At 65.2% G+C, this 4518-nt stretch carries 3 protein-coding genes; 2 read left to right on the top strand and 1 reads right to left on the bottom strand.

Going from position 1 to position 4518, the window contains the following annotated elements; translation table 11 throughout:
* The first annotated feature begins 96 nt into the window (after window positions 1-96).
* Window positions 97-1029: a molybdopterin-binding protein gene (locus A5481_RS31320; protein WP_048434471.1), complete on the top strand. Its 933-nt coding sequence runs from the start codon at window positions 97-99 to the stop codon at window positions 1027-1029.
* Window positions 1030-1134: 105 nt separating this feature from the next.
* Here A5481_RS31320 and A5481_RS31325 read toward each other — a convergent pair whose 3' ends face one another.
* Entirely contained in the window at window positions 1135-1992 is an 858-nt protein-coding gene (locus tag A5481_RS31325) for an outer membrane protein (RefSeq protein WP_048434472.1), read from the bottom strand.
* 614 nt (window positions 1993-2606) lie between these two features.
* On the opposite strand from A5481_RS31325, the gene A5481_RS34875 reads away from it, so the two are divergent.
* Window positions 2607-4518: GAF domain-containing protein (locus A5481_RS34875; RefSeq protein WP_197514277.1), on the top strand; the 1912-nt coding region annotated here is incomplete at its 3' end.

The following is a 4518-nucleotide window of genomic DNA, read 5'->3' on the forward strand; positions in this document are numbered from 1 at the left end:
CTTCTGGAACAACATGCGCGGTATGCTCACGGGCTGGTTCGTGATCGCTCGCAAGGTCCGGCCGCTGCGCGCGACGACACGCACAGGAGAACCAACGTGAGGCGTCCACCAAGCCGCCGCGGGCTCCTGCTCGGCGCAGCGAGTACGGCTCTGGCCGCCAGCCTCGGTGGCTGCGATCGGCTCGGGAACGCGGAATGGTTTCGGCGCACACTCGACACGGGTGAGGACGCCAACCTCTTCGTGCAACGCCTGCTCCTGCGCGAGGCGACCCTCGCCCCGGAGTACACGGCGGCCGAGATCTCCCCCTGGTTCAAGCCGAACGGCACGGAGAGCCCGCCCGATCGAGCTTACAAGGCTCTTGCCCGACGCGGTTTCCGAGACTTTCACCTCGTGGTGGACGGCTTGGTGGATCGTCCGCTGAAGCTCTCACTTGCCGAGCTACGTGCCCTACCCTCGCGCACGCAGATCACCCGCCATGACTGCGTCGAGGGCTGGAGCTGCATCGGGGGATGGACAGGTGTGCCCCTGTCCGAGCTGCTGCAGCGGGCCGGACTGAAGCCGCAGGCCCGCTACATCGTCTTCCACTGCGCCGACACGATGGAGGGCGGGGAGGCCGATAGTGCGGGTGATGGCGAGAGTGATGATGCGGCCGGTCTGGAGCAAGCCAACCCAAACATGACCAAGCGGAGCGGTAGCGCGGAGGATAAGCGCGATACGAACGAGCCGAGCGATGCCGATGACGATCCGCCGAAGCGGACGTCGCTGTCATCAGAACCCGTGCGCTACTACGAGAGCATCGATCTCGTGGATGCCTACCACCCGCAGACCATCCTGGCCTACACTATGAACGGTCAGCCGCTGCCCGTGGCGCATGGTGCGCCCTTGCGCCTGCGCCTGGAACGGCAGCTCGGCTACAAGCAGGCCAAGTACGTGATGCACATCGAGGTGGTCGAGAGCTACGCCGCGATCGGCCAGGGTCGAGGCGGGTACTGGGAGGATCAAGGCTACGCCTGGTACGCCGGCATCTGAGAAGAATCGAGGCTGCCCGAAAGATATGGTACTTCGGGACCCCGTCGCCAGGGCGACGGGGTCAGATCTCGAAAGCGTTACAGACCCTGCTTGATTGCCTGACGACTAGAACGTACCAAACTTGTAGTTCAGTCCAGCGCGCACAAGATCGCCATCGTTACGCACGCGCGCACTGTAATTACCGGGCCCGCCGTTGACCCCAGGAATGGCGAAGCGGTCACCGCCAAGATTGTAGTGCAGGTACTCGGCCTTCAGCGTCACCGCGCTCGAGCGGAAGAAGTTGAAGAACGAGTCGGTCGGCAGCGCATACTCGACGCCACCGCCGTAGGCGTAGCCGGTCTGGATGTCGTTCTGCCGCCCGTTGAAGAACGGGATCGTGCCGTTCGGAGCGAAGAACGTCACGCGGTTGTTGACGCCGCCATAGGCGAAGCCGCCCGTGCCGTAGACCATGAAGCGGTCGAAGGCATAGCCGACGCGCCCGCGTACGGTGCCGAGGAAGTCGAGACCGCCTTGGTAGGTGTTGACCCGCGTGGTGGCGACCGCGCCGGGCGTGACGAGCGGGCCGAAGTTCGTGGTGTTGCTCAGCGTGCGGATCCGGTCGAGGTCGGTATAGGCGGCGTCCGCCTCGATACCGATCACGAAGCCTGAGCCCGGCGTGAATTGATAATTGTAGCCAATCTGGCCGCCGCCGGTGAACCCATCGTTACGCACGCGGGCCGCGGTCGGGCGCAGGCCGACGGCGAGCGCGGCGTTGTTGTTGGCGAGGTCGCCGGTCGTGCGGTCGAAGCGGGTGTCGCCGTCGAAGACGTAGCCGGCGTTGATGCCGAAGTAGGCACCCGTCCAGGTGAACACCGGGGCGACCGGCGTGAACACCGGAGGTGCCGCACGGCGGGGCAGGTCGGCGGCTAGGGCCGCGCCGGACGTCGCGATGGCCGCGGTGGCGAAGAGAAACGTCTTGAGCATCGGTGTCACCTGGGTTCGGGCTGATCTCACCGCCGGCCTGAACCGTGGCGATGAGCATAACGTCGAGCTTAAGCGCGATGGTTCAATCATCTCAGTCGAAAACAGGTCGCAGGTGGCCCTTTAAAATCTGGTGTGGCTTCAGGGACGCACTTCAGTTTGGTGACGCAAGAACCATAGAACCGCCCGCTACACGCATGTCAACAAAGAGATGGTTTTTTAGGCATTTGAACCTGCAAGGTTAATATGTCTGAAAATCGAAGCCGGGGACCGAGCGCATAAGCTGAGCGTATGGAACCAGGAGCACCTGCCCAGAGCACGGATTTCCGCGAAGAGCGGCGCTCAGAACGTAGGCCCCTAACCTCCGTGCGGCGAAGCTAGTCAGGGGCGTGCGCTCCAGAGCAGCGTCCTGTCTGGCTGGACGCCTGCAGCCCATGCGTAATTCCCTCGCCGCCGTTTTCCGACCCGTGCTATGGATACGGAAAGCCCCCTCCATCAGCGTTCATGTTCAGTCCTCTCGCACCCCTCCTCCGATGTCTCCAGCCGGTTCGTTGGGTCACAGGGTTAGTGCATGTGAGGATCGGCCAGGTTCGGCCGACGAGACCCGCCCACCGCTGATGGCAACCCCCCTCAACACCATTGGCGGTGACGACAGCGCGAGCGCCATCCGGCTCTCAGCGCCGGTCGTGGTTGACCCCGTACGGCTGGCGGCGCTCGATGGCCTTGCCATCCTGGATACCTCGCCCGAGCAGGGCTTCGATGACATCGTGCGCCTGGCAACTCGCCTGTGTGCCGTGCCCGTCGCGCTGGTCAGCCTAGTCACCGCGAAGCGGCAGTGGTTCAAGGCCCGGGTTGGTTTCCCCCACTGCGAGACCGATCTCAACTCCTCGGTCTGCCAGTACGTGCTCTCAGAGCCCGACCTCCTGGTCATCGAGGACCTGACCGCCGATCCGCGCACCGCGGCCAACCCGCTCGTCACCGGCGAGCCGTTCATCCGCTTCTACGCGGGCGCACCGCTACACGCGCCAGACGGTCAGGTGCTCGGCTCACTGTGCGCGATCGACACCCAGCCTCGGCCAGGCGGCCTGACCGGTGAGCAGGCGGACGACCTGCGCGCACTGGCGCGGCAGGTCTCTGGGCTGCTGGCGCTGCGCCAGGCAGTCGAACACCGCGACCAGGCGCTCGACCAGCGAGAAGCCCAGCTGCGGCAGGCCAAGCACATCGAGATCCTGGCTCAGGCGTCGCATGCCCTGCTGACCGCGACCGATCCGGCGGCCGTGCTCGACCCCATCTTGGCGGCCAGCGCCGACGTCCTGGGCTTTGATCGGAGCTATACCTACGACCTCTGGCCGGACGGCAAGCACCTCCGCCTGACGCATTCGCTCAACACGACCCCGGATGTGCAGGATTACCTGCGCAAGATGCCGTTCGGGGCGCCCGTCTGCGGCATCATCGCCGAACGGCGTCAGCCTTTGGTACTGACCGCGATGCAGGCGGGCGACGATCCGGTGTTCACCAAGGCCCGTGCGCTGGGCCTGAACGCCTATGTCGGCTTCCCACTGACGAGCCGTGGGGCTCTGCGCGGGGTGATCTCGTTTGCCTCAACCCAGCTGGCGGAGTTCGACGCCGAGGCGTTTTCATTCTTCGAAACCCTCGCCCGCATGATGTCGGCAGTCTACGAGCGGATCGACAGCGAACAGGCTCTGCGGGAGAGCGACACCCGCTCCCGCCGCGCCCAGGAGGCCGGTCAGGTCGGCACCTTCGAGGTTGACGTAGCCTCCGGCCTCATCAACGTGTCGCCCGAGTTCGCCCGCATCTACGGCCGCCCACCGACCGGCCTCTACTCGGCCGAGGCGTTCGAGTCTCTCGCTCTGCCAGAGGACCGCCACCTGGTTTCTGATGATGAGACCCGGGCGGCCGGGACCGTCATCACCGACGCCGAGTACCGCATCCGCCGGGCCAACGACGGCGCCGTGCGCTGGATTGCCCGACACGCCAGCCTAGTGCGCGATGCGGCCGGCCGCGTGACCACCATGTACGGCACGGTGCAGGACATCACCGGGCGGCGACAGGCAGAGGAGCACTCCCGCGAAAGCGAAGAGCGCTTCCGTACGATTGTAGATACGATTGAGTCGGCCTTTGCCATCGTGGAGGTGAAGTTCGACGCGGATGACCGTCCGGTCGACTACCGTTTTGTCGAGGCCAATCCTGCCTTCGAGCGGCAGGCTGGTGTTAACCTGCGCGGCAAGTGGGTCACCGAGTTCGCTCCAGACCTGGAGCGGTTCTGGTTTGAAACCTACGGTCATGTCGCCAAGACCGGCGAGCCGGCGACTTTTGAGAGCTACGCCGAAGCGTTTAAACGCTGGTTCGACGTGCGTGCCGTGCGGGTCGGTCGACCTGGAGAGCGCTGCATCGCGATCTTCTTCAGCGACGTCACGGCGCGCAAGGAAGCCGAGGCGGCTTTGCGTGTCAGCGAGGCGGTCGCCCGCGAGAACGTTGAGCGCGTGCAACTCGCGCTCGCCGCCGGGG

This window comes from Methylobacterium platani (assembly GCF_001653715.1).
GTDB classification, from domain to species: Bacteria; Pseudomonadota; Alphaproteobacteria; order Rhizobiales; family Beijerinckiaceae; genus Methylobacterium; species Methylobacterium platani.